Annotated in this window: 17 protein-coding genes; 10 read left to right on the top strand and 7 right to left on the bottom strand. The window is 61.5% G+C overall.

The genetic code is table 11. The features are described 5' to 3' along the window. Positions 1–10: 10 nt before the first annotated feature. Complete coding sequence (gene murJ / locus B5526_RS18140; protein ID WP_079545088.1) at positions 11–1,570, bottom strand: murein biosynthesis integral membrane protein MurJ; 1,560 nt, start codon at positions 1,568–1,570, stop codon at positions 11–13. Positions 1,571–1,788: 218 nt separating this feature from the next. Between murJ and B5526_RS18135 the strand changes: the two genes are divergently transcribed. The 6 genes from B5526_RS18135 (at position 1,789) to B5526_RS18110 (ending at position 10,047) form a co-directional block, all read left to right on the top strand. Next, complete coding sequence (locus B5526_RS18135) at positions 1,789–2,790, top strand: adenosine kinase (RefSeq protein ID WP_079540171.1); 1,002 nt, start codon at positions 1,789–1,791, stop codon at positions 2,788–2,790. A 334-nt stretch (positions 2,791–3,124) separates the two neighbouring features. After that, on the top strand, positions 3,125–4,666 hold the full coding sequence (locus B5526_RS18130) for a type I restriction-modification system subunit M (protein ID WP_079540169.1): 1,542 nt from the start codon (positions 3,125–3,127) through the stop codon (positions 4,664–4,666). Continuing rightward, positions 4,663–5,832: a restriction endonuclease subunit S gene (locus tag B5526_RS18125; protein WP_079540166.1), complete on the top strand. Its 1,170-nt coding sequence runs from the start codon at positions 4,663–4,665 to the stop codon at positions 5,830–5,832. Before B5526_RS18130 ends, B5526_RS18125 begins: the two co-directional genes overlap by 4 nt. Before the next feature lie 112 nt (positions 5,833–5,944). Next, positions 5,945–6,286, top strand: coding sequence for a type II toxin-antitoxin system RelE/ParE family toxin (locus B5526_RS18120; RefSeq protein ID WP_154071352.1), 342 nt, complete (start codon positions 5,945–5,947; stop codon positions 6,284–6,286). A gap of 2 nt (positions 6,287–6,288) precedes the next feature. Next, a complete protein-coding gene (locus B5526_RS18115) occupies positions 6,289–6,615 on the top strand; it encodes a transcriptional regulator (protein WP_079540164.1) in 327 nt (108 codons plus the stop codon). A gap of 15 nt (positions 6,616–6,630) precedes the next feature. Continuing rightward, positions 6,631–10,047, top strand: coding sequence for a DEAD/DEAH box helicase family protein (locus B5526_RS18110; protein ID WP_079540162.1), 3,417 nt, complete (start codon positions 6,631–6,633; stop codon positions 10,045–10,047). Positions 10,048–10,718: 671 nt separating this feature from the next. Here the strand turns inward: B5526_RS18110 and B5526_RS18105 are convergent. Continuing rightward, a complete protein-coding gene (locus B5526_RS18105; protein ID WP_079540160.1) occupies positions 10,719–11,909 on the bottom strand; it encodes a serine hydrolase domain-containing protein in 1,191 nt (396 codons plus the stop codon). Positions 11,910–12,260: 351 nt separating this feature from the next. On the opposite strand from B5526_RS18105, the gene B5526_RS18100 reads away from it, so the two are divergent. Continuing rightward, entirely contained in the window at positions 12,261–12,581 is a 321-nt protein-coding gene (locus B5526_RS18100) for a hypothetical protein (RefSeq protein WP_079540158.1), read from the top strand. A gap of 240 nt (positions 12,582–12,821) precedes the next feature. Continuing rightward, complete coding sequence (locus B5526_RS18095; protein ID WP_079540156.1) at positions 12,822–14,318, top strand: NAD-dependent succinate-semialdehyde dehydrogenase; 1,497 nt, start codon at positions 12,822–12,824, stop codon at positions 14,316–14,318. Between the two features lie 149 nt (positions 14,319–14,467). Here B5526_RS18095 and B5526_RS18090 read toward each other — a convergent pair whose 3' ends face one another. The 5 genes from B5526_RS18090 to B5526_RS18070 form a co-directional block, all read right to left on the bottom strand. Further along, positions 14,468–15,538 carry an alpha/beta fold hydrolase gene (locus tag B5526_RS18090; protein WP_154071351.1) on the bottom strand — a complete coding sequence of 357 codons (1,071 nt, stop codon included), beginning with the start codon at positions 15,536–15,538 and terminating at the stop codon, positions 14,468–14,470. A gap of 180 nt (positions 15,539–15,718) precedes the next feature. After that, positions 15,719–17,929, bottom strand: coding sequence for an SLC26A/SulP transporter family protein (locus B5526_RS18085; protein WP_079545086.1), 2,211 nt, complete (start codon positions 17,927–17,929; stop codon positions 15,719–15,721). Positions 17,930–18,075: 146 nt separating this feature from the next. Further along, positions 18,076–18,873, bottom strand: a complete 798-nt coding sequence (locus B5526_RS18080; RefSeq protein WP_079540152.1) for a crotonase/enoyl-CoA hydratase family protein — start codon at positions 18,871–18,873, stop codon at positions 18,076–18,078. Positions 18,874–19,017: 144 nt separating this feature from the next. Further along, entirely contained in the window at positions 19,018–19,968 is a 951-nt protein-coding gene (locus B5526_RS18075) for a phosphoribosylaminoimidazolesuccinocarboxamide synthase (RefSeq protein ID WP_079540149.1), read from the bottom strand. A gap of 65 nt (positions 19,969–20,033) precedes the next feature. Further along, positions 20,034–20,951 (bottom strand): pirin family protein, encoded by a 918-nt coding sequence (locus B5526_RS18070; protein ID WP_079540147.1) that lies wholly within the window; start codon positions 20,949–20,951, stop codon positions 20,034–20,036. Between the two features lie 198 nt (positions 20,952–21,149). On the opposite strand from B5526_RS18070, the gene B5526_RS18065 reads away from it, so the two are divergent. Together B5526_RS18065 and B5526_RS18060 are read left to right on the top strand one after the other, a co-directional pair. Continuing rightward, positions 21,150–22,040 carry a DUF1963 domain-containing protein gene (locus tag B5526_RS18065; protein ID WP_079540145.1) on the top strand — a complete coding sequence of 297 codons (891 nt, stop codon included), beginning with the start codon at positions 21,150–21,152 and terminating at the stop codon, positions 22,038–22,040. Between the two features lie 149 nt (positions 22,041–22,189). Next, entirely contained in the window at positions 22,190–22,774 is a 585-nt protein-coding gene (locus B5526_RS18060; protein WP_079545085.1) for a GNAT family N-acetyltransferase, read from the top strand. Positions 22,775–22,827: the final 53 nt, after the last annotated feature.

Genomic DNA, 22,827 nt, shown 5'->3' with positions numbered 1-22,827 from the left:
CACGCGGGCATCAGTCGCGCAAGCCGGTCACCTTGGTTTGTCTGACCGCGGCAACCGCTGCGTCCCATTTGACCACGCCAAAGGCGCCCAGAAGCAGGCCGTAAATCGCCATTCCGCCCGATATCAGCGTCGCCAGCAGTGCCGCCTGCACTAAGCCATGCGCGTCAGCGGTTGGCGGCAGCACAAGGGCCGGCACCAGCCACAACAGCCCGCCCATGGCGAGCGCCGCCACCACGATGCGCGGCAGCCGCCGCCGCGCCGCGGCGTCGATCGAAAATCCGAATGTCGCCGCGCCGCGCCGGATCAGCGCAAGCGCGCTGCTCCACGCACCGAACGCGATGCTGGCGGCGATGCCGTTCGGGCCAAAGATGTGACCGAGCACGATCGCCAGAACGATCGCGACCGCGAGCCCCTTCAGCGTCGCAAGGAGCGGCGTGATCGTATCCTCGCGCGCGAAAAATGCCGGCGACAGCGCTTTCACCAGCACGTGCGCGGGCAGTCCGAGCGCGAGCCACATCAGCGCATGCGCGGTGGCCGCACTGTCCGATGCGGTGAAGGCGCCGTGCTCGAACAACAGCCGCACGATCGGCGCGCCGAGCACGATCAGTCCGAGCGTCGCCGGCAGCGCCAGGCCGAGCGCGAGCTCGAGCCCGCGCGATCCGGCATGAGCGATTGCGGTGTGATCACTACCGCGCAGCGCGCGCGACAATTCGGGCACCAGCACGGTGCCCATGGCGACGCCGACAATGCCGAGCGGCAGTTCGATCAGGCGGTTGGCGAAATAAAGCCACGACACCGCCGACGGCGAGCTTGAGGCGATCACGGCGCCTGCGACGACCAGCAATTGCGGGCCGGCGCTCGCCACCATGCCGGGGATCGCCTTGCCGAGAAAGGTCCGCATCGGCGCATCGAATGCGACGCGCAGCGGCATTGCGACGTTTTCGCCTCGGCGCAAAACCAGAATCAGCAATTGCAAAAACCCGGCGATGCCGACGGTCGCAGCCAGTATCGGCGCGGCGGAACTCGCATCCTGCCGCCACAAAAGCAGCGCGAGCATCACCGCGATCAGCGCGATGTTGAACAACAGCGGCGAGAACGCGGTGAGCGCAAATCGGGATTGTGCGTTCAACAGCGCCATCATCACCGTGACAGGGCCCGCGAAGGCGAGATAGGGCAGCATCAAGCGGGCATCGTCGACGGCGAGTTGCAAGGTCGCCCCGCCGGCAAATCCCGGCGCCAGCGCGGTCATGACCAGGGGCATCAGCAGGCCGATCAGAGCCGCGGCCACGATCAGCGCGGCACTGACGGTGCCGAGCACGCGTCCTGCGAATACCGCGGCTGCCGCGGCGCCATCGGCCTCGCGCACGCGCAGCCAGGCCGGCACCAGCGCCGCGTTCAGCGCGCCTTCGGTCAGCAGGCGTCTGACGACATTGACCAGCTGAAACGCCACCAGAAATGCGTCGGCGACCGGGCCTGCGCCCAGCAGCGCGGCAATCATGGCGTCGCGCGCGAATCCGAGCAGCCGCGAGGCCAGCGTGCCGGCGGAAACGGTAAGGAAGGAACGGATCATGGGCGGCTGTATAACACTGTCGCTTGCTGGCGCACGGCCGATCGTGATAGGCCGCTGCACCCCCCATTGAAGCGGATTTTTCCGCAAAGGCGCAATTGCCCAGAGCATGATCCGGAAAAGTGGGTACCGGTTTTCCGAAAAGATCATGCTCAAACAAAAAGATAGAGCGGGATGACGATTCGAAGAAAAGTCATCACGCTCCAGCACAGGACTGACGGATGACTGACGCGAAATACGACGTTCTCGGGATCGGCAATGCGATTTTCGATGTATTGGTGCGGACCGATGAGGGCTTTCTCGCAGCCCACGGCATGACCAAGGGCGGCATGGCGCTGATCGACGAGGCCCGCGCCGCGGCGATCTACCGCGACATGGGGCCGGCGACCGAAATGTCCGGCGGCTCGGCGGCCAACACCATTGTCGGGGTCGCCAGTCTCGGGGCGCGGGCGGCCTATGTCGGCAAGGTCAGGGACGATCAGATCGGGCGGATGTACATCCATGACATCCGCGCCGCGGGCGTCGCGTTCGAGACCAGGGCAGCGCTCGACGGCCCCGCCACCGGCTGCTCCTATATTCTGGTGACGCCCGACGGCGAGCGCACCATGAACACCTATCTTGGCGCCGCGCAGGAACTGACGCCCGACGATATCGATCCCGCAGAGATCGCGGCATCGAGCATCATTTATCTCGAAGGCTATCTCTGGGATCCGAAGAGCGCCAAGGATGCCTTTGTCAAGGCCTCGACCATTGCGCACAAGGCGGGCCGCCAGGTCGCGCTGACGATGTCGGATTCGTTTTGCGTCGACCGCTATCGCGGCGAGTTCATCGATTTGATGCGAAATGGTACCGTCGATCTGGTGTTCGCCAATGAGGCCGAACTGCACTCGCTGTACCAGACCTCTGATTTTGCAACGGCGCTGAAGCAATTGCGCACCGACGCAAAACTCGGCGTTGTCACCCGCAGCGAGAAGGGGTGCGTGGTGGCATCGAAAGACAGCGTTGTCGAAGTGCCGGCCTTCCCGATCGAGAAAATGGTCGACACGACAGGCGCCGGCGATCTGTTCGCCGCCGGCTTCCTGTTCGGCCTGGTGCGTGGCGCGGGCCATGACGCGGCCGGCCGGCTGGGCGCGCTCGCCGCCGCCGAAGTGATCCAGCACATCGGCGCACGGCCGCAAGTGTCGCTGAAGGAATTGGCGAAGTCGAACGGATTGCCGGTGTAGGGACGTTCTTCACCTCGCCCCGCTCTTGTCCGCCGAAGCCCGCCTTCGGGCGAAGGCGGATGCGGGGAGAGGTCGAAATTCGAGCGAAGCGCGAATTTCGGGTGAGGGGGAGTCGCAGCGGGGTCGGTCGCTGAAAAGGCGATCCCTCAACCGTCATGCCCGGGCTTGACCCGGGCATCCACGTCTTTCTTGAAATAACGAAGCGCGAATTTCGGATGAGGGGAGTCTCCGCCGGCTCAGTCCGTGAAACAGCCGAACCCCAAACGGCCCAAGAGCTTCGCTTTCCTCGCGACATTTGCTATGCAACTTGCGAGACCTATCAATCGGGGGCTGCATGCTGACGGGTGAACTTCGCTCCAAGATCGATGGCGTGTGGAATGCGTTCTGGGCGGGCGGCATCGCCAATCCGCTCGAGGTGATCGAGCAGATCACCTATCTCCTGTTCATGCGCGGGCTGGATGACTTGCACACGCTCGAAGAGAACAAGGCCAATCGTCTCGGCAAGCCGATCGAGCGGCGCATATTTCCAAAGGGCAAGGATGGCATCGGCAAGGGCGGCGGCGTCGCCTATGAGGATATGCGCTGGTCGCGACTGAAGAACCGCGACCCCGGAACGATGTTCGAAATCGTCTCCGAGCATGTGTTTCCGTTCCTGCGCAACATGGCCGATGCCGACACCGCGCACGCCACCCATATGAAGGGCGCGCGCTTCACGATTCCGACACCGGCGCTGCTGGCCAAGGTAGTCGACCTCTTGGCCGATATCCCGATGGAGGATCGCGATACCAAGGGCGACCTCTACGAGTACATGCTGTCGAAGATCGCGACCGCCGGGCAGAACGGCCAGTTCCGCACCCCGCGCCACATCATCGCGCTGATGGTCGATATGATGGCGCCCGGTCCGAAAGACATCATCTGCGATCCCGCCTGCGGCACCTGCGGCTTCCTGGTCGCGGCCGGCGAATATCTGCGCGAAAACCATCCAAAACTGTTTCAGGAAAAAGCGTCGCGCGATCATTTCCACGAGGAGATGTTTCACGGCTTCGACTTCGACGGCACCATGCTGCGGATCGGTTCGATGAACATGACGCTGCACGGCGTCGACAATCCCGACATCCGCTACAAGGATTCGCTGGCGCAGGAGCATGCCGGCGATTCCGACCGCTACTCCCTCGTGCTCGCCAATCCGCCGTTCGCCGGTTCGCTCGATTATGAGACCACCGCGAAAGACCTGCTGGCTGTTGTCAAAACCAAGAAGACCGAGCTTCTGTTCATGGCTCTGTTCCTGAAGCTATTGAAGCCCGGCGGGCGCGCGGCGGTGATCGTGCCGGACGGCGTTCTGTTCGGCTCCTCCACGGCGCACAAGGAAATCCGCCGCATGCTGGTGGAGGATCACAAGCTCGACTGCATCGTCAAGCTGCCGGCCGGCGTGTTCCGGCCCTATGCCGGCGTTTCCACGGCGATCGTGCTGTTCACAAAGACCAATTCGGGTGGAACGGATCATGTTTGGTTCTACGATTGCCAGGCGGACGGGCTTTCGCTGGACGACAAGCGCACCCCGCTGCTCCCGGCGGAGAAGATCGGGCCCAGGGCAAAACTCGGCGAGGACGAACACGCCAAGAACAATCTGCCCGATATCGCCGCGCGCTGGAAGCAGCGCGCGAGCGCTGAGCGTGAGCGCCCACGCACCGCGCAGAGCTTCTGCGTTCCCAAGGCAGAGATCGCGGCGGCGGGCTATGAACTATCAATCAACCGTTACAAGGAAGTCGTGTACGAGGCTGCAATCCACCGACCGCCGAAGGAGATTATCGCCGAACTGAAGACGTTGGAGCAAGAAATTGCTGAGGGGCTGGAAGAGTTGGAGGGGATGTTGTGACCTTCCGAACTGCACGTCTTAGCGAGATTTGCGACATCAATCCTAAGATACCGAAATCCCTGGACGATAGCGCACTCGCGTCTTTTCTTCCGATGGCGGCGGTTTCCGAGGAAGGACGCATTGCATTCGAAGAGGAGCGCACTGTTGCAGAGGTCAAGAAGGGCTACACGTATTTTGAACGAGGCGACGTTCTAGTAGCAAAAATCACGCCCTGCTTCGAAAACGGTAAGGCGTCGCGGACTTTCTCACTAAGCAAGCCTTTCGGCTTTGGCTCGACTGAATTCCACGTGCTTCGCGTCGCCAATGATGTGTTGCCTGATTTTCTTTTCTACAAAATTTGGAACTCTTCTTTCAGAGAGCTGGGTGCCCAGAATATGACTGGCAGCGCTGGTCAAAAGCGCGTTCCTGCGGATTTCTTGAAGCGCCTCGAAATCCGCCTTCCCCCGCTTGAAGAGCAGCGGCGGATCGCAGCTATCCTGGACAAGGCGGATGCGCTTCGCCGCAAGCGCAAAAGTGCCCTCGACCTGCTCGAAAATACAAAGAATTCTTTTGTAGAATTCGCTTTGCGCAAGGCATCTAGCGGCAAGACGGAGGCATTGGGAGAGTACCTAGATTTTATCACGAGCGGCGGTCGAAATTGGTCGAAATATTATTCCCCCGAAGGATCACGTTTCATTCGCTCGTTGGATGTTCAAATGAACAGCATTTCCCACGAAGACCCAGTGTATGTTGCTGCTCCTGAGAACGCCGAAGCACGGAGAACTCGCACGCATAAAGGTGACGTTCTTTTGACGGTTACTGGATCGCGGATCGGCAGGGTGGCCGAACTTCCTGCAGACTTGATCGGATCATACGTTAGTCAGCATGTTGCGATCCTCAGGCCGACTCTCGCAAAATTACGGCCAAAGTTTCTTTCTTTCTTTCTAAGTTCTCGTGAAGGGCAGCGCCAAATTCAAAAATGGCAGTATGGGCAAACAAAGCCTGGACTTAACTTTAAGCAGATCGAAGGTTTTCTGATCCCAAAAATTAGTGTCAACCAACAAGTTCGCTTCGAAGAGATCGCAGAGCGATTTGAAGGCTCGCTAAGCGTACAAAGAGATCACTGCAGGCGACTTACTAGCTTATTTTCCTCCCTCCAATCCCGCGCCTTTTCTGGCCAACTTTAAGCGGACCTTCCATGTCCAGCTTCGCCTTCCTCGCTGCCGAATTCCCCGCCGTGCACGAGGCGGAGCGTCAGGCGGTAATCCGCTTGCCATATGGTAACATATTTGGTACCATATGATCCAGGTCGAGGAATTCGTCACCGATGAGGACGTTAGCCCCTTCAGGCGCTGGTTCGATGCTCTCGACGATCACGCCGCGGCTCTGGTCACGATTGCCATCGATCGGCTTGGCGAAGGCAACATTTCGAACGCGAAGCCGCTTGGCGAAGGCGTCTCGGAACTGCGGATCAATCGCGGCCCCGGTTATCGAGTTTACTTCGGCTGGGACGGCAAGGTGCTTGTCATTCTGCTGGGCGGCGGCACCAAGCGGCGGCAGCAGAACGACATTCAGAGCGCGTTACGCCACTGGCGCAGCTACAAGGCGCGCAAGGCGGCCGGACGAACAAGGAGGAGCTGATCATGCCCCTGACCAGAAGTTTTCGCGAGACGGTGCAGGCGCGGGCGCGCCGCGACGTCAAATTTCGGCAGGCCTTGCTCGGCGAAGCAATGCAGGCGCTGCTCGACGGTAACCTGGAGGAGGGGCGCGCCGCGTTGCGCTCGTGCATCAACGCCACGATCGGGTTCGAAAAGCTCGGCACAGCCCTCGGTAGATCACCCAAGAGCCTGATGCGCATGTTCGGACCGTCGGGCAATCCCACCGCCGAAAACCTGCTGGCAGTGATTAGTCTGTTGCAGGCTGAGACCGGCGTCCGTCTGCAGGTGCGCGCGGTGGCCGACGCGGCCTGACGGAAACCCCAATCGATGTCCAATTTCGCCTTCCTCGCTGCCGAATTCCCCGCCGTGCACGAGGCGGCGGCGGAGGCGGAGCGTCAGGCTGGTGTCTCGCCGACGGCGGCGGCGTTCTTCGCCGGCAAGGCGGTCGAGGTCGCGGTGAAGTGGGCGTTCCGCACCGATCCCGGGTTGAAGCTGCCCTATCAGGACAATATCGCTGCACTTTTGCATGAGCCGAGCTTTCGCCGTGCGGCGGGTGAAGCGGTATTTGCAAAAGCGAGATACATCAACACGCTGCGCAATCGCGCCGTGCACGAAGAAAAGACCATCAGCCCCGGCGACGCCAATGGTGCCGTGAAAGAATTGTTTCACGTCTGCTTCTGGCTTGCCCGCACCTATGCGCGAAAGAGCAAGCCGGCCGATGGTCTTGCCTTCGACGCGGGGGCGCTGTCGCGCCGCGACGAGGTGCTCAAAAAGGCCTTCGTTCAACTCAAAGCGCAACAAGCCGAACTCGACGCCAAGAACGGCGAACTGACCAAGCTTCTTACCGACAAGCAAAACCTCGATGACGAACTGAAGCAGCTTCGCGCCGCGGTCGCCGCCGCGCGCAAGGCAGCCGAAACGCGACCGGATACGCACAATTACAACGAGGCCGAGACCCGCGACCGTTATATCGACCTGCTTCTACGCGAGGCCGGCTGGGCGCTCGACAAGCCCGACGATATCGAGTTTCGCGTCGAGGGCATGCCGAACAATGAAGGCACAGGCTTCGTCGATTACGTCCTATGGGGTGCAGACGGTAAGCCGCTCGGGCTGGTCGAGGCCAAGCGCACCCGTGTAGACGCGCGCGTCGGCCAGCAGCAGGCCAAGCTCTATGCCGATTGCCTGGAGGCGCGCTTCGGCCAGCGCCCGGTGATCTTCTATTCCAACGGCTACGAGCACTGGATCTGGGACGATACCCGCTGTCCGCCACGCCAGATCGGCGGCTTCTACAAGCGCGACGAACTGGAGCTTGTGATCCAGCGCCGCACCAGCCGGAAGAAACTCGGTTCGGAAGCGATCAATCGCAAGATCGTCGAGCGCCCCTATCAGCACCGGGCGATCCGAAACGTCGCGCGGAGTTTCGAGCAGGACGGCGAGCGCAAGGCGCTGCTGGTGATGGCGACGGGCTCAGGCAAGACGCGCACGGTAATTGCGCTGGTCGATCTTCTGATGCGCGCGGGTTGGGTGAAGCGCGTACTGTTTCTCGCCGACCGGGTGGCGCTGGTGAATCAGGCGGCCGGCGCCTTCAAGGCACATCTGCCGGACGCAGCACCGGTGAATCTCGTCACCGAACGCACCAGCGAGGGTCGCGTTTTTCTGTCCACCTACCCGACGATGATGAACCTGATCGACGGCAAGCAGGAGGGCAAGGCGAAGTTTGGCCCCGGCCACTTTGATCTCATCGTTATCGACGAGGCGCACCGTTCGGTTTACCAGCGCTTCCGCGCGATCTTTGAATATTTCGATTCGTTTCTCGTCGGACTGACGGCGACGCCAAAGGACGAGATCGACAAGAACACCTATTCATTGTTCGACCTTGAGGACGGCGTGCCGACCGATGCCTATTCGCTTGACGAGGCCGTGGCCGACGGCTGGCTGGTGCCGCCGAAGGCGATCTCGGTGCCGCTGAAAATTGTGCGCTCCGGTCTGCGCTACGCCGACCTCACCGAGGAAGAAAAAGACCAGTGGGATATGCTGGAATGGGGCGAGGATGAAATCCCCGACAGCGTCGATGCGGCCGAGGTCAACAAACGGCTGTTCAATGAAGATACCGTTGATCGAGTCATCGCGCATCTGATGCAGAATGGTCTCAAGGTTGAAGGCGGCGACCGGCTCGGCAAGACTATCATCTTCGCCAAGAATCAGGACCACGCGGAATTTATCGAGAAGCGCTTTAATGCGGCCTATCCGGCGCTTGCGGGACATTTCGCGCGGATTATTACCCACAAGACCGGACCATATGCACAGTCCCTTATCGACGATTTCTCGATTAAGACCAAAGCGCCGCATATCGCGATATCTGTCGATATGCTCGACACCGGCATCGACGTGCCGGAAATCCTGAATCTCGTCTTCTTCAAACAGGTTCGTTCGAAGACAAAGTTCTGGCAGATGATGGGCCGCGGTACGCGACTCTGTGAAGACCTGTTCGGTCCGCGTCAGCATAAGGAATTCTTCCGCGTCTTTGACTATTGCCAGAACCTCGAATTCTTCGGCGCCAACCCGGAACTGAAAGAGGCAGGCTCGGCCAAATCGCTGTCGGAACGATTGTTCGCGGCAAGGATCGATCTGGTGCGCGCGCTGGATGAGAAGAGCCGCAAACCGGATGGTTTCTCGGAAGGCCAACAAGCGCCCTTTGTGCCTGGCGATGAACTGCCGCCGAGCGAGGCCGTCATCCAGGCTGGCGCGCTGAAAACATTGCAGGATACCGTCACCAGCCTCAACCTCGACAATTTCCTTGTCCGCCAGCGACGCCGCGCCGTCGAAAAGTACCGGGAGCCGAAGGCATGGGTTCCCATCGACGACGAAAAACGCAAGGAGCTGGTTGAAGAGATCGCGCCGTTGCCTTCGGAACGCGGCTTGGGAACTGAAGAGGCAAAGCGGTTCGATATGCTGATGTTTTCGTTACAGCTTGCGCTGCTGAAGGGTTCAAAGCGCTTCGATTTGCTGCGAAAGCAGCTTCTTGAGATCGCGTCGGCGCTGGAAGACCAGACCGGCATTCCGGCGATCGCGCAGCAGGCAGTGCTGATCGAAGAGATTCAGACGGAACAATGGTGGGAAGGCGTAACCGTACCCCTGCTCGAACTTGTACGGCTGCGTCTGCGCGATCTGGTCCAGCACATCGAAAAATCGAGAAAGGCTGTGGTCTATTCGAACTTTGCCGACGAGATCGGTGATGGCGTCGAACATGAGTTGCCGCAGGTCGGCGAGGCCGACTTCGCGCGCTTCAAGCAGAAGGCCCGGCATTTCCTCAAAGCGCACGAAGATCACATTGTGCTTCACAAGCTGCGGCAGGGTAAGCCGCTCACGCCGACGGACCTGAGCGAACTCGAGAAGATGCTGCTGGACGCTGGGATCGGCGAGGCCGGCGATATCGAACGGGCGCGGGAGACGAGCAAGGGGTTTGGCCGTTTCGTGCGGTCTCTCGTCGGGCTGGACCGCTCGGCGGTCAGCGAGGCCTTTGGAGAATTCCTCGCAGCCGGGGCCGCAACCGCGGCGCAGATCGAGTTCATCAATATGGTGATCGAGCATTTGACCGATCAGGGTATGATGGACCCCGGTTTGCTTTATGAGGCGCCCTTCACCGACCTGGCGCCGACAGGGCCAGAAAAGTTGTTTAATGAGGAAAAAGTCGCCCGGCTGTTTACGAAAATCCAGACAATCAATGACAGCGCTGTAGCCTGAATCTATTATTTCGGAAAATCCGAACTTTCTCTTGACGCCACCCCCAAATCACCAATAAATCCCTCCCCATCCTGTCCCACAGAGGGGCGTATCCGGATCGTCAGAGACGCGGGGCGGGATGTGGTGGACGCGGCAGCGTCAGGCGTGAAACGTGATGGCAGGGCGGGTTCGCAAGGATCTGTGAGCGATCAAACGGCGCGCTGACGAACGGTGTTGCTGCGTACGGTGAAGTCGTGTGGTCCTGACGCCTCAGTGGTTGGCGTCAAGTTTGCGGAGGCCTGTCATCCCAACCGGGCTCTGACAGCCATATTCGCAGGCGACGGTGTCAAACAAGCCCGATCGCCGGGGAGAGCGCGATATAGGCCGTAAAACCATTGCGCAGGGAATGCCGGATTGCCTCCGCTGAACCTGTATGCTCGTGTGCGTTTTTTGCACAATTTTGCACACGAGACCGCGGGTGCAGCGCGCATCCGGCATTCCCCGCGCCCTCTGATTTCAAGGCGCGAAAATTTTGGGCAAACCTCGGGCGGATCGCGCCGCGAGAACGAAATCTCATGTCTGCATTAGCTTTCATTGCAAGCAGTATGGGTGAGGGGGGCTCACCGCGAGTCCGAATGCGCGGAAGCACCCCCACCCTGACCCTCCCCCGCAAGCGGGAGAGGGAGAAGAGATCACGCCGCCTTCTGGCCCGTGGCATCGAGCCCGGCATAGACGCCGCGCTCGAAGCCCGCGAGCGCTTCCAGGCCCTTGTTGTCCGCGAACGGCAACAGCTGCATCAGGATCACGCCGCTGACGTCGCGCGACGGGTCGATCCAGAAATAGGTGTTGGCAAGGCCCGCCCAGGCGAGACTGCCGGGGCTGCGGCCTTCCGGCGTCTTGGCGGTATTGATGAGGAACGAGAGCCCCCATTTCTTCGCCATGTCAGGATAGAGGTCGACGTCGTTGGTGAAATCCGGCAGCGCCGAATTCATCTTGGTCATATTGAGGTCGCCGATGTGGTTCTGCCCCATCATCGCGACCGTCTCGGGCTTGAGCACCTGGTTGCCGTTGCCGCGGCCTTTGTTGAGGATCATCTGGGTGAATTTGATGTAATCGCCCGCGGTGCCGTAGAGACCGCCGCCACCCATGTGGAATTCCGGATCCTGTTCGAGCTCGAACGGAATCGGCGTCAACGACCCGTCGGGCGTGCGGGCGTGCATGCCGACCAGGCGCTTGCGTTGGGATTCGGTTAGCTTGAAACCGGTGTCGCTCATGCCAAGTGGGGTGAATAAATGGTCGCGCAAGTAAGCATCGAGCCGCTTGCCGCTCACCGCTTCCACCGCCTTGCCGACGAAATCGATATTGGTGCCGTATTCCCAGCGTGTGCCGGGGTCCGTCATCAGCGGCGTCTTCAGCGCATCGTTCTTGCAGGTGATGACGCCCGGCGTTCCGCTCCGCTCCAGATATTTCACCATGTCGCCGTTCCACATGTCGTAGGCGAAGCCGGCGGTGTGGGTCATGAGATGGCGCAGCGTGATCGGATTTTTCGCCGGCCGCAGTTTCGGTTCGCCGTCGGCCGCAAAACCTTCGAGCACTTGCGGCGAAGCGAGGTCGGGCAGCACCTTGCCGATCGGCGCGTTGAGCGAAAGCTTGCCCTGCTCGACCAGTTGCATGGCCCCGGCCGTCGTGATCGCCTTGGTCATCGAGGCGATCCAGAACACGCTGTCCAGCGTCATGGCGTCGTCTTTGGACAGGTCGCGTTTGCCGAACGCGCCCTGGTAGATCGGCTCCTTGCTGTTCGCGGCGATTGCGACCACGCCCGGAATTTCCTTGGCGTCGCTCTTCTGACGCAGCAGTTGATCGATCTGAGCTTTGCTTTGCATGGGGTCACCTTCCGTTATTTTTTGGAACGAGCGATCTTCCTCCCGTCCGCTGCTTCCCGCAAGCATCGGCGGCCGCTCGGCGCACAGCGGTCGCGATCTCGTGATGGCTCTCCGGCAATGCGAAGGTTTAGTGTCCGTTGCGCGACCGAACTGCAACACCTGCCATAATTTCCGGTGAATTGGGCCGCATTGCCGGTGACCACAACCGACATTGCCGGTATGTTGCCTTTGATCAGTTTCGGGAACTAATTTTTTTCAGTAAGGCGTTCAGACTACGGCACAAATGGACAGGGCCGTCGCAAAAATTTGATGCAAATGATTGCGGCTTGAGGCTGCGAGGGGAGCCAAAAAATGATTTCGACCTGGAGCGAATGGAAACGGTATCCCCGCCTTGGGCGTGGCGAAAATATCGAAGCGCCGATCACGCCCGGCATTTATGAGGTTCGCTTTGCCGGCACCGGTGCGCTGCACTCGTTCGGCGCCGTCGATAATGTCGCGCAAGCCCTGTCACTGTTGCCGGTCGGCACCAAGTCGTGGTTCGGCCGCCGCGAACCCGCCGCCATGCCCGACCTCGAATACCGCACCTGCGCGACCTCCACCAAGGCGGATGCCAAGGCCGCGGCGGAGCGCATGATCGGCCGCCGCGAAACCTATATGAGCGGCGCGGCCTGATCCGAGACTGTCATTCCGGGGCGATGCGAAGCATCGAGCCCGGAATCTCGAGATTCCGGGTCTGGTCCGGAGCTTGTCATCGGGCGGCGCGCAGCGCCGACCCGTTGGGACCATCCCGGAATGACGGTCATACTAGCCCTCAAAATTGGTTGAATCAGCTACGCTTTTGCGGCCGGTGCATCGCGCGCGGTTTCAGCCTATACTCGGATTCAATTCCAAAAAGATCCGAGGAGTAACGCCATGTCGCCCACCGCTGCCGCACGCACGTCGCAAGCCTCCACGCCATCGCTGCGTGACCGCCTGAAGGATTCCTCGCTACTGCGCGAGCAGTGCTACATCGACGGCGCCTGGACCGGCACCGCGGCGGTGCCCGTGAACAATCCCGTCAACGGCGTCGAACTTGCAAAAGTGCCGAAGATGAGCACGACGGAAGCAACGCAAGCAGTGGAAGCCGCCCAGCGCGCGTTTCCGGCCTGGGCGAAGCTCACCGCCAAGCAGCGCTCCAACATCTTGCGCAAATGGTTCGACCTGATCATCGCCAACCGCGAGGATTTGGCACTGATTCTGACCTCTGAGCAGGGCAAGCCGCTCACCGAGGCGCTCGGTGAGGTCGACATTGGCGGCGCCTATGTCGAGTTCTTCGCCGAAGAGGCGCGGCGCGTCTATGGCGAAACCATCCCCTCGCAGCGGGCGGACGCTCGGCTGATCGCGATCAAACAGCCGATCGGCGTCTGCGGCGCGATTACGCCATGGAATTTTCCCTGCTCGATGATCACCCGCAAAGTGTCGCCGGCACTCGCCGCCGGCTGCACGGTGGTCCTAAAACCTGCCAACCAAACGCCGCTCACCGCGCTGGCGCTGGTCGCACTGGCGGAAAAAGCCGGCGTGCCCAAGGGTGTTTTCAATATCGTCACCGGCAATTCGTCAGCGATCGGCAAGGTGCTGTGTGAACACCCTGCCGTGCGCTTCGTCGGTTTTACCGGATCGACCGAAGTCGGCAAGATCTTGTATCAGCAGGCAGCGGTCGGGGTGAAGAAGCTCGGGCTCGAGCTCGGCGGCAACGCGCCGTTTATCGTGTTCGACGATGCCGATATTGATGCCGCAGTTGAAGGCGCGATGGTCTCGAAATATCGCAATATGGGCCAGACCTGCGTCTGCGCCAACCGTATCTACGCCCAGGACAAGATCTACGACGCGTTCGTCGACAAGCTTTCCAAGAAAGCCGCCGCGATGAAGATCGGCGACGGCACCGAGCAGGGCGTGGCGCAGGGGCCGCTGATCAACATGGACGCGGTGCTCAAGGTCGAAAAGCACATTGCGGACGCGGTCAAGCGCGGCGCCAAGATCGTCACCGGGGGAAAACGCCATCCGCTCGGCGGCACCTTCTTCGAGCCGACGGTCTTGGCCGACGTCCCGCCGGACGCGCTGGTGGCGGAGGAAGAGACGTTTGGGCCGCTCGCGCCGGTGTTCCGCTTCAAGGATGAGGCCGAGGTGATCGCGATGTGCAACAACTCGCCGTTCGGGCTCGCCTCCTATTTCTATTCCCGCGATCTCGGCCGGGTCTGGCGGGTGGCGGAAGCGCTTGAGTCCGGCATGGTCGGCGTCAACTCCGGTTTGATCACGACCGAAGTCGCGCCCTTCGGCGGCGTCAAGGAAAGTGGCCTCGGCCGCGAAGGCTCGCATCACGGCATGGAGGAATATGTCGAGATCAAATACGTAATGATGGCGGGGATTTGAGGGGAAACTACTTGCGTCGTCCCGGCGAACGCCGGGACCCATACGCCGCGGCCTCTCAATGAGCCACGCGGGGTGACGGCTTCCCTAACAACGAGCGCCTGTGGTTATGGGTCCCCGCCTTCGCGGGGACGACAGGGGAGTTTGCATCCCTACTCCAGGCTCTCCATGAACGTGCGCAACCGCGGCGCCCATTTATGCGCGTCGCGGCCGGATGCCGAGTGGCCGTAGTCGCTGTCGAGCAGAAAATAGTCGGCGTCGACGCCGGCGGCCTTCAATCCCTGCATCACGCCGGGGGCAAGGTCCGGAGGAAATAATTTGTCGGTCCGGGACAAGACATAGAGAACCTTCGATTTGATGTTGGAAAATTGCGGCCTCACGTCGAAGCCGCGCAACGCTTTGGCCAGGATGATCAGCGAGTTTGCATCGAACCCTCTCGCCCATCGCGCGGCCTCCTCCCGGATCGCCGCCTCGATCTCTTCAGGGTCGGACATCGTATCCCGGAGACGGGTCTCGATCCCGTAGGTTTTCAGCGTGGCGGAGCGGATCTGGATCATGGTCTCCTTAACGCCGTCGCCATCGTAATAGTCGCCGCCGTTCCAGTTGGGGTCCTTCGACAGCGTTGCGAGCAGGCGCTCCACATTGCCCTCGGAGCGCTCGCGCGGCACCAGCGGAGATGTGACGATGGCGGCGATCCCTTTCATCATCCCGGGATAGTTGACCGCCCATTGAAAGGCCTGGAACCCGCCATAGGACGGGCCGACGATCGCAACCAGCCGTTCGATGCCGAGATGATCGAGCAGCGCGCGCTGGGTGGCGACGATATCGCTTACATTGATTTCGGGAAACCGCGGTCCGTAGCGCTTGCCCGTCGCCGGATCGAGGCTCGCCGCATTGGTCGATCCATAGGACGACCCCAGCATGTTCGGACAAATCGCAAAGTAGCGGTTGGTGTCGACCGCCTTGCCGGGGCCGACAATCTCGTTCCAGCTGCCTTCGCCGGTCGATCCGCCGGGATCGATCATCTGCGGGCCGCTGGTGTTGCCATGGGTGACCAGCACCGCATTGCTGCGATCGGGCGCAAGCGTGCCCAGCGTCCGATAGGCGATGGTGACGGCCGGCATGACGGTCCCGCTTTGCAGGCGAAAATCGCCGATGACGAAGGTCTCCAGGTCGGGAAGTGCTGTCATGCTGGTGAGCCCGGTGAACGAATATCTCAGCACGCCAGCGCTCAAAACGCAAAACTCTCCAGTGTCGTCCCCGCGAAAGCGGGGACCCCCGCGTGAGCGCAATTGCGCTCATCGCGACGCCGCGGCCTCGCAATTGGGCACCCCGGGGCGACGGCTTCCTTAACAACAAACGCCTGTGGTTATGGGTCCCAAACACTTTGCAGGGACGACGATTTACCGTCGCAGCACCGCGATCATGCGATTGGCAAAGGTCAGCCGTTCGGCCATCACGGAGACGAAATAGGTCAGGAGTTTCTGGCTTAGCACGGGATCGTCGCGCTTGATGAGTTCGAATTGCTCCGCGCCAAGCACGTAGAGAATGCTGGCGATCTCGGCCTGGATCGTCGCGTTGCGCGGCGCATGCGACACCAGGCCCATCTCGCCGATCGTCGTGTAACGGCCGAGACTTCGCACCCGTGTGGTGCGGCCTTCATCCGCCGGAATCATGATCCCCACCCGGCCATCGAGGATGAAATGCATGGAATCAGCAGCGTCACCGGCGCTGACGATGGTCTCGCCGGCATCGACTTCGATGCGCTGGCAGCGATGCATCAACGCGACCGCGTCGCGCTCGCCCCCGAGAATCTGGGTAAACCAGTCGCGCAGCGAGGCTTCCTCCTGTTCGCGGCCCTGATGTTGCGTGATGATCTCGTTCTCGCACCACTCCAGCGCGTGATCCAGTTCGGCGATGATGTTCACCTCCTTGGAGATGAATTCGCTCGACCGCAGCGCCTTCTCTGCCGCCGCCGGTAGATGGACCAGCACCAGCCGGATGCCGCGGTCATGCGCCGCCCGCTTGATCTGGGCAAAACTGTAGGCGGCCGACGAATCGATGCCGGTGACGAGCTTGAAGTCGAACACCAGGAAGCGGCATTCCGGGTGGCGCGCCAGCAGCGCCTTGACGTGCTGGTAAAGCCGGTTGGCCGAGCCGAAGAACAGATAGCTTTGCAGATTGAGGCCCTGGATTTCGCCGCCGTGCGCGGCCAGCAGCGCCTGATCGTCGCGCGAGCGGTCGAGCGAACTGCGATATTCCGAACCGTCAAAGCTGTATTTGATGGAATCGATGCGCGACGCGCTCAATGCAAAGGTCGCGCAGCCGATCACGGTGCCGATCAGGACGCCGGCGACAAAGCCCCATTGCACGATGATGACGATGATCGCCAGCAGCGACACATATTCGGTTTTCGAGAGCCGCCGCCGCGACTCGACGATCCATTTATGGAGCTGATCCGCGCCCAGATAGATCAACAGCCCGCCGAGCACGAATTTCGGCATGTAGCCGAGCAGCATCGGGGCAACCGCCAGCATCAGCGCGGAGACCGCGGCGACCGTCAGGCCGGACAGGCGGCCGGTGCCGCCGCTGTTGAGGTTGAGCATCGAGCGGCTGATCGAAATACAGCCCGGATAACCGCCCAACGCGCCCGAGAGCATGTTGGCGATTCCGGTGACGTTGAGTTCCCGTTCGAGGTCGGCTTCGCGCTGCGAGGCGACTTCGACGCCGGTGGTGTTGAACAAGGTGCTGGTCGCCGTCACGAAGATGACGGCGATCAGATTACCCAACAGGTCAGGCACCGTGTACCAGGGATAGTGGCTGATCTCTTTGGCGCTCCACGGCAACATGAAGGAAGCCCCGGGCGGCGGCTGAAAGGTCCATCCCGAGGCCTGCGCTTCCGCCAGCGGGATGCCGGCAAGCCAGAACGCGACATGTGCGGCGATGACACCGCCGATCAGAATGACGGGCAATCCGAACGAGCTTCGCGAACGGTGCCAGGTCAAGTACAGCACCAGCGCCATCGCGCAGGCTGCCGCCAGTTCGGACACCGTCAACAGATTGGCGAAGCGATCGAGGGTTGCGAATTGAACGCGCTGGCCGGTGATGACGCGAATAGCGCCGAGCACGATCAGCAAGCCGGTCGCGCCGAGAAATCCGCCGACCACGGGGTAGGGCACATAACGGATTGCGCGGCCCATCCGCGTCACCCCGAAACCGCACAGCACGATGCCGGTAAGGATGGTTGAAAGGCCAAGCGTGATCAGGACCGGTCCGAGCAGCGCTGCCGAAGGATCGTTCGCCTGGATGTGTTCGACCAGCGAGGACGCCAATATTCCCGTCACCGCCGCGGTTGAACTCTCCGGGCCCCCGACCGCGAACGGCAACGAGCTTCCGAGCGCAATGATTGCGGCGAGCACGGCGGATGAAATGAAGGTCGCGGCGACGCCGTAAGAGAGATAGGGCGAGAGCGGGCCCGCGAAGATTAACAGCGAATAGGATAGCCCGAAGGTGACGGTCAGGACGCTGGCGGCGCCGCCGCCGAGGACGTCGTTCAGCGCTGCCCGGAACCTTGGACCGAGATTGACGGATTGACTAACGGATTGGATGACCACGCGCGCGCTTGCCCCTAGCACCTGGCGTCAGTGGTAGACGACTGCGGCGCACGAGCAAAACAATATTTTTACGTCGATCCGGATTCGCGATGGAACCCGCGCAGTAACCTTAAACCCTCGTCCTGGCGGTTTGCGAGAGCGAGGGCTTATTCGTTCCCGCCGAACGCGCCGTGGCGGCCGACGCCCGAGGCAAAACGTCTCGCGCCGGAAAGCGTTTCGCCTGAGGCGATGACCTCGAGCCCGCCGCGCATTTCATTGGCGATGGCGTCTTCCTCGGCGAGGCCCCATTGCTGCAACGCCGAGAGCCGATCGGCGCGCAGGCAAGTTTGCGGAAAGCGTGCGATCTCCTTGGCCAACGCGATCGCCTGCGCCCGCGTCTCGCCTTTCGGCACCAGGCGGTTGGCAAGCCCCATGCGCAAGGCTTCCGCGCCGCCGACTGGGCGTCCGGTGAGAATAAGGTCGATCGCCTGGGAATGGCCGATCAATCGCGGCAGCCGGATGGTGCCAAGATCGATCAGCGGCACGCCGAAACGGCGGCAGAAAACGCCGAAAATGGCATCTTCGGCGACCACGCGCATATCCGCCCACAGCGCCAGTTCCATGCCGCCGGCGACCGCAAATCCCTCGACTGCCGCGATCACGGGTTTTGTCAGCCGCAGGCGGCTTGGCCCCATCGGCGCGATCGTATCGTGACCGCCGATCTCGCGCTTCTTGTTGGGATCACCTGTTGCCACCGCCTTGAGGTCGGCGCCGGCGCAGAAATAGCCGCCGGTTCCGGTGAACACCGCGACCGATGCTTCGGTGTCGGCGTCGAATGCCAAAAACGCGTCGTAAAGCTTGCGCGCGGTCGCGCCGTCGACGGCGTTGCGGCAATGCGGGCGATTGATGGAGACGATGGTCACCGGTCCATCGCGTTCGACAAGCACGGTATCGGTGTCGGTCATGTCAGGCGCTCCCTGTTGTTCTCTTGATGCAAACGGTCTCAACCTTACCTCGCCCCGCCTGCGGGGAGAGGTCGGATTGCGAAGCAATCCGGGTGAGGGGGAGTCGCCGCACTCGTTATCTTCGGAATTTGCGGATAGAGCCCCTCACCCCAACCCTCTCCCCGCGAAGGGCGGGGCGAGGGAGATGTTTAGATCAGCGCCCGTAATGCGACGATAGGCCTCGAGATAACGCTTGCTGGTTGCTTCCACCACGGTTGCCGGCAAGGGCGGCGGCGGTGCGTCGCCGTTCCAGCGGCCGGCGCGGCGCTCGGCGTCGAGATAGTCGCGCAGCGGCTGCTTGTCGAAACTTGGCTGCGGCTGGCCGGGCTTGTAGACATCCGCCGCCCAGAACCGCGAACTGTCGGGCGTCATCACCTCGTCGATCAGGATGATATTTCCGTCTTTGTCCCGGCCAAATTCGAATTTGGTGTCGGCGATGATGATGCCCCGATCGCGGCTGATTTTCTCGCCGAGCGTATAGACCGCCCTCGTCATGCTCTCGAGCGTATAGGTGACCTCGTCGCCGAGAATTTCGCGCATCCGCGCAATCGTGATGTTCTCGTCATGGCCGGTCTCGGCCTTGGTCGCCGGGCTGAAGATCGCAGGCTGAAGTTTTGCGCTTTCGACGAGACCGGGCGGGAGTTTTTCGCCGGCCAGCGTCCCCTCGGCGGCGTATTCCTTCCATGCCGAGCCCGAGAGATAGCCGCGGATCACGCATTCGATCGGAAACACGCTTGTGCGCCGGCACAGCATCGCGCGCCCGGCAAGCGAAGCTTGATGTCCCTGCAGCGCAGGCACTTCCTCGATGATCGCATCCGCGTCGGCGCTGATCATGTGATGAGGGACCACGCCTTTGAGCTGCTTGAACCACCACGCGCTGATCTGGGTCAGCACCGCGCCCTTCATCGGGATGGTTTCGGCCATCACGACATCGAAGGCTGAGATGCGGTCGGTGGTCACGAGCAGCACGCGGTCGCGGCCTGCCGCATAGATATCGCGGACCTTGCCGCGCCCGAGCCGGGGCAAAGGCAGGTCGCTGGCGAGCATGGTGGTCATCAATCAAACTTTCAAAGGCAATGCCACGCCCGCAAAGGCGGATGGCAAAAGTGATGGTGGTTGGTTCACTCCGGCAGCGGAATGAACTCGTGTTCGTTGGGGACATGCGCGAAGCGGCCGCTTTTCCAGTCCGCCTTGGCCTGCTCGATCCGCTCTTTACTGGACGAGACAAAATTCCACCAGATATGACGCGGGCCTTCCAGCGCATCGCCGCCGAGGAACATCATTCGCGCAGGCTTTGTGGTCTTGACCGTGATGCGGTCGCCGGGCCGGAAGATCAGAAGGCGCGGCCCCTCGTAGCGTTCGCCGGCGATTTCGACCTCGCCGTCGACCAGATAGATGGCGCGCTCCTCATGGTCGGGATCGAGCGGCACGCTGACGCCTTGTTCCGCGGTGACCTCGGTGTAGAACCATGGCGACACCATCGCGACCGGCGAGGTGATGCCGAACGAGGAGCCCGCGATCACCCGCGCGGAAAAGCCACGCTCCGCGATCATGGGCAGATCGCCGGCGGCATAATGCTGGAACGATGGTGCGATCTCTTCGGAGCCGGCCGGCAGCGCGATCCAGCTTTGCAGGCCGAGCATCTTCTGGCCGCTCTGGCGCTGCACGTCCGGCGTCCGCTCGGAATGCGCGATGCCGCGCCCGGCCGTCATCAGGTTCATCGCGCCGGGCTGGATCTCCTGGATGTTGCCCTCGCTGTCGCGGTGCATGATCGAGCCGTCGAACAAATAGGTGACGGTGGCAAGCCCGATATGCGGATGCGGCCGCACATCCATGCCTTTGCCGGACATGAACTGCACCGGCCCGAAATGGTCGAAGAAGATGAAGGGCCCGACCATCTGGCGCTTGCCATGCGGCAGCGCGCGGCGGACCTGGAATCCATCGCCGAGGTCGCGGGTGCGCGGCACGATAATCAGTTCCAGCGCATCGCAGGTTGTGGGATCGCCGAGCACGGGATCGTTGGTGGGCATCCAGCTCATGGGGGCTCCTTTTTGCGGCGATCATAGCAGCAAATGCCGGAGCGCGCGAACGCCACTTCAAGAGCTGCCGATCGAGCAAAGCTCTATGGAATGCGCTCCTGAGAGCGCAATTATAAATTGTGTTGCAAGCGGGTGTGGAATTCTGCTCTTGCTTTCGGAGGATCATTGGCAACTGGACGTAGGCGGCGGAGCTTCAGGATGCACCCGAACGAAATCGACAAGCAGCGCGAACCGGCGATCTGGTTCCGGCGGCAACCAGGGAAGGCTTCTCTGAGCAAGTTGGGCGGGCTGCCGTCTCTTCCTTCCAAAATCGAGTGGCCGCGACAAAGACAAACTGGCACGCCTCTTCATTTTTTGGTGCAGGTAGATCTATCGCAAATGCCACCCACTCCCCTCGATGGCGGTGCCAATGCGCCAAAGCTGCCAGGAACCGGTCTCCTTTTCTTCTTTGCCGATATGGTCGAGGAGATGCTGTGGAACGAAAATGGCGGGCCGTTCGCGACGACCCGTGTTATCTTTACCAATCGCGCTGGCCCCCAACGCCCAGTACCGGACGATATCCCTGAAATTTTGCATGGCTTTGGGCAGCGAGCTGGGGGTTATCAGACCGGCATGAGCGCCTATCCCGAGGCCGCCCTGGAACCCCACGTGATCGATACATTCGGTGGTGTCAACCCGCATGCGGACACCAGAGATACCTACTCGGCGGCGGCCCAAGCAGCGATGGTCGCATCGATTGAACGCGCGATTGGTCCGCTACCCCTGTTTAAGGGCCCGGGCTCTTGGGATGCCATCAAGGCTGCAAATCCGCGCGAGTACATTGAGGAGACCCGCTTTCAAAACGGGGTCGTTCGCCGGAAACTTCATTGTCCCCTGCATCAGATGTTGGGAATAGGCAAAGACATCCAGGGTACGGCTGAAAGTGCCCATGCTGATGGCACCGTTCTGCTCCTGCAGATGGACAGCGACACGTTGGTGCACAAGCATTTCATGTTTTGCGACATGGGCGTGGCGCAGTTCTGGATCGAGCCGGCCGATCTGGCGGAAGAAGGATTCGACAGAGCCTGGGGCACCACCGAAGGTGGTTGAAGTACGGCTTCAAACAGCAGCTATCGCAGGCGGGCTGAGCGCGTCTCGCGGTGGGGTGGTGGCGCGCTCGGACCCCGCAGCATCGACGCAGAATGTCGGAAAAGCCTCCGCGGGGCCTGCCGGATAGCTGCGAGGAAGGCAGGAAACCCATGATCCCACCCGTCAAGTCCAGTGCGGTGCTTGCGCAGGTCAACGGCCCGGTCATAGAGACCGAGCGGTTGACCCTGCGCAGCTGGTGCGGCGCCGACATCGTGCCGAACACAGCGATGCTGGCCGACCCCGGAACCGCGCGATTCATCACGGTCGATGGCAAGCCCATTACCGAGGAGCTGAACGGGTGGCGCAATGCGGCCATCATGGCCGGGCATTGGGTGCTGCATGGTATCGGCATGTTCGTGGTCGAGGAGAAATCGAGCCGAAAATTCGTCGGCCGCGTCGGCCCGTGGTTTCCGCCGGGCTGGCCGGGATTTGAGGTCGGCTGGGGAATTGCGAAAGAATTTCGCGGCAAGGGTTATGCGGTCGAAGCGGCGCGGGCGGCGATCGACTGGTCGTTTACCACCTTCGAGCTCGAACGGATCATCCATTGCATCGACCGCGAAAACGTTGCCTCCGAGGCGGTGGCACGGCGGCTCGGGGCCGAAAAGCAGGGCGAGACCGATTTGTTTGGTCATGTCGCGAATGTCTGGGTGACGCAGCGGGATAGATGGCAGAACGCCACACGTGCGGCAAATTGAAACCGGCGATGGCTTGCACTAGATTCAACGGCATCATGACGACCAACGGGAAA

This window comes from Bradyrhizobium lablabi (assembly GCF_900141755.1).
Classification (GTDB): Bacteria; Pseudomonadota; Alphaproteobacteria; order Rhizobiales; family Xanthobacteraceae; genus Bradyrhizobium; species Bradyrhizobium lablabi_A.
Note: the sequence above shows the minus strand (reverse complement) of the source record. Positions and strands in the feature narration are given on the sequence as shown.

Excerpts from the sequence above, each read along its gene's own strand:
- murJ (WP_079545088.1), bottom strand. The coding sequence starts at position 1,570 with ATGATCCGTTCCTTCCTTACCGTTTCCGCCGGCACGCTGGCCTCGCGG.
- B5526_RS18135 (WP_079540171.1), top strand. The coding sequence starts at position 1,789 with ATGACTGACGCGAAATACGACGTTCTCGGGATCGGCAATGCGATTTTC.
- B5526_RS18130 (WP_079540169.1), top strand. The coding sequence starts at position 3,125 with ATGCTGACGGGTGAACTTCGCTCCAAGATCGATGGCGTGTGGAATGCG.
- B5526_RS18120 (WP_154071352.1), top strand. The coding sequence starts at position 5,945 with ATGATCCAGGTCGAGGAATTCGTCACCGATGAGGACGTTAGCCCCTTC.
- B5526_RS18115 (WP_079540164.1), top strand. The coding sequence starts at position 6,289 with ATGCCCCTGACCAGAAGTTTTCGCGAGACGGTGCAGGCGCGGGCGCGC.
- B5526_RS18110 (WP_079540162.1), top strand. The coding sequence starts at position 6,631 with ATGTCCAATTTCGCCTTCCTCGCTGCCGAATTCCCCGCCGTGCACGAG.
- B5526_RS18105 (WP_079540160.1), bottom strand. The coding sequence starts at position 11,909 with ATGCAAAGCAAAGCTCAGATCGATCAACTGCTGCGTCAGAAGAGCGAC.
- B5526_RS18100 (WP_079540158.1), top strand. The coding sequence starts at position 12,261 with ATGATTTCGACCTGGAGCGAATGGAAACGGTATCCCCGCCTTGGGCGT.
- B5526_RS18095 (WP_079540156.1), top strand. The coding sequence starts at position 12,822 with ATGTCGCCCACCGCTGCCGCACGCACGTCGCAAGCCTCCACGCCATCG.
- B5526_RS18080 (WP_079540152.1), bottom strand. The coding sequence starts at position 18,873 with ATGACCGACACCGATACCGTGCTTGTCGAACGCGATGGACCGGTGACC.
- B5526_RS18075 (WP_079540149.1), bottom strand. The coding sequence starts at position 19,968 with ATGACCACCATGCTCGCCAGCGACCTGCCTTTGCCCCGGCTCGGGCGC.
- B5526_RS18070 (WP_079540147.1), bottom strand. The coding sequence starts at position 20,951 with ATGAGCTGGATGCCCACCAACGATCCCGTGCTCGGCGATCCCACAACC.
- B5526_RS18065 (WP_079540145.1), top strand. The coding sequence starts at position 21,150 with ATGCACCCGAACGAAATCGACAAGCAGCGCGAACCGGCGATCTGGTTC.
- B5526_RS18060 (WP_079545085.1), top strand. The coding sequence starts at position 22,190 with ATGATCCCACCCGTCAAGTCCAGTGCGGTGCTTGCGCAGGTCAACGGC.